This is a genomic window from Cellvibrio sp., from assembly GCF_053579595.1.
This window is the reverse complement of sequence record NZ_JBRFPI010000540.1, coordinates 1-2,131: the sequence shown is the minus strand read 5'-3', so window position 1 is coordinate 2,131 and position 2,131 is coordinate 1. Positions and strand designations below refer to the sequence as shown.

The following is a 2,131-nucleotide window of genomic DNA, read 5'->3' as shown; positions in this document are numbered from 1 at the left end:
GAGCTCGCGCAATTTCTCGGCTATAGCGCAAGCACTTTCAATATCCGTATCGCGGCAGACCAATACAAACTCCTCACCGCCCCAACGAGCGAATAAATCCTGGGTGCGTGTATGTTGTTGCACAATATTGGATAAATGGCTTAATACCAAGTCGCCGGTATCGTGCCCATAGCGGTCGTTAACTTTTTTGAAGTGATCTATATCGATCATCACCAGCGAGAGTGGTTTGCGGTATTTATGCCATTCCTGCAATCCCAGGCTAATCGCTTCTTCAATGCCGAGGCGATTAAAAGCGCCGGTGAGAGGATCGGTTTTGGCTTTTATTTCCAGCGCTTTACTGCGCATGTCGAGCACTTCATTAATTTCCAACAATTCCGATTCACGTTTGCGCTGGATAACCACTTCATCTTTTAATTTGATAATACGATAGGCTAAAAAGGATAAAATAATCCCTAGCCAAAACATCATAATCGCGAGATACCAATCAGCAGTGGTCAATGCCTGCCCAATAAATTCCACTTTATGTAAATGGAACTGATGTTTTCCCAGTGGTCGCCCCGAGCCGGTTTGCACTTCAAAAATGGTGACGTTATCGAATTGTGGATGGCTCAGTTGCGGCGGTATTTTATTTTCCAGTACCCACCAGTTGGCAACAAAAAAATCCTTGAGGGAAAATTCTGCAACCCCATTGAGCAGGCCAACGTTGAATTCAATTTGATTGTATTTGGTGCTCTGCAGAATTTCTTTTTTGCTGTAGAGCGGGTCAAAATTGCGCAGCGAAATACGCACGGTTTGGCTGGGGCCATTGTAATCCAGCCAGAGGCGGATTTTGTTGTAGTGGCGCAGGTCAACGCCATTGGTGCGCTCTTTATCAAACAGGATTTCAAATCCGCAATGTGGGTAAGAGTAGCTCTCGCGCAGTATGCAATGCCACTGCATATTTTTTTCATCTTCCAGGTGAATGCTGGAGTTGCCGCCGTTTTCCCTATCGTCGTACACATTGAGTGCCATACCGCTGGTGTTATCGATAACCAAGCGCTCTTCGAGTATTTGCTCCTCGCCGGTGATAGCAAAAATAGTAACTATGACCAGCAGGCCAAGGATGATCTCAAAATACAAACGGTGTGGGGGAGAGTGTTGCATACAGTCTTGGCTCCAGCGGCGGATGCATTGGGGCATCCATCAACTATTCTTATTTTCGCTGTGTTTGGAAATGCGATTTTTTGGGTGTAGTGTCGATCAAACCCGCCTTGGAGAGATCGCCTGAATGCTATCTGTATCAGATAAGTATCCAAGCTGACTATAAGTCGATAATAGAAGTTAATCGTTTGCACGGCAATAGCGCAACGCATCGCAATGGGTAAAGTTATGAAACGGTGTGCAAGCGCACTTAAAGAGCAGCCGCCGGTGAACTGGCGGCTGACAATGTTGTTATAGGTATTGACCGAATACCTGAATTTCAGGTTTGTTGCCGGGTACGACGCTTGGAGTTAATGTGTCGGGTTTTTAATTACCCAAATACTGACATTAAAAGTCCAGATCGGAAATATCATCGTAACCCAGCTGATCTTTAATACGGCGACGCTCCAAACGGTCTTCGATTTTGCGGCGCATTTCCAAAGTGTGCTGGCTGGCTTCTTTGCCAGTAAGCTTTGGTGTTGCCTCTTCATCATCGGTTTCGATGGTAACATCACTCATCAGATCGGCATCTGGTGACTCTACATCAACTGACATAAGACTACTCCAACATTGACAGAGAGGGGGTGGTGGCGTCGGCTTCCCGATAGGGAAAATTTGACCCGCGCTATTTACCATAGCCTATTAAAAAACAAAAGAAAAATCGCGCGACGGCAATAAATTTTTTCTTTGTACCTTGGCCCTGAACTGGGGTACAAAGCGCGCCTGTTATATTGGTCGCGCACATGCTTGTATCCAAACCGGCCATCCCCATGTTCTTAACCGTCCAGAAAACCGAGGACTCCTGGCGTGACCAAAAAACAACCTGAAGTAATTGGCTGGCGCGAGTGGGTAGGGCTCCCCGAGTTGGGTATTCCCTCCATCAAGGCCAAGGTCGACACTGGCCCGCCAACCAGCCCATTACATGCTTACTACCTTACGCCTTTTGATAAAA

General features: G+C 46.7%; 3 protein-coding genes. 1 reads left to right on the top strand and 2 read right to left on the bottom strand.

Going from position 1 to position 2,131, the window contains the following annotated elements:
• Together ACWA6V_RS20880 and ACWA6V_RS20875 are read right to left on the bottom strand one after the other, a co-directional pair.
• On the bottom strand, positions 1-1,143 hold a 1,143-nt coding region (locus ACWA6V_RS20880), incomplete at its 3' end, for a GGDEF domain-containing protein (RefSeq protein WP_449524290.1).
• 384 nt (positions 1,144-1,527) lie between these two features.
• On the bottom strand, positions 1,528-1,734 hold the full coding sequence (locus tag ACWA6V_RS20875; RefSeq protein ID WP_310075626.1) for a PA3496 family putative envelope integrity protein: 207 nt from the start codon (positions 1,732-1,734) through the stop codon (positions 1,528-1,530).
• A 252-nt stretch (positions 1,735-1,986) separates the two neighbouring features.
• On the opposite strand from ACWA6V_RS20875, the gene ACWA6V_RS20870 reads away from it, so the two are divergent.
• A partial coding sequence (locus tag ACWA6V_RS20870) for a putative ATP-dependent zinc protease (protein WP_449524291.1) occupies positions 1,987-2,131 on the top strand: 145 nt, incomplete at its 3' end.

What these genes read in the sequence shown, in the direction of transcription:
- ACWA6V_RS20875 (WP_310075626.1), bottom strand. Translation starts at nt 1,734, where the DNA reads ATGTCAGTTGATGTAGAGTCACCAGATGCCGATCTGATGAGTGATGTT.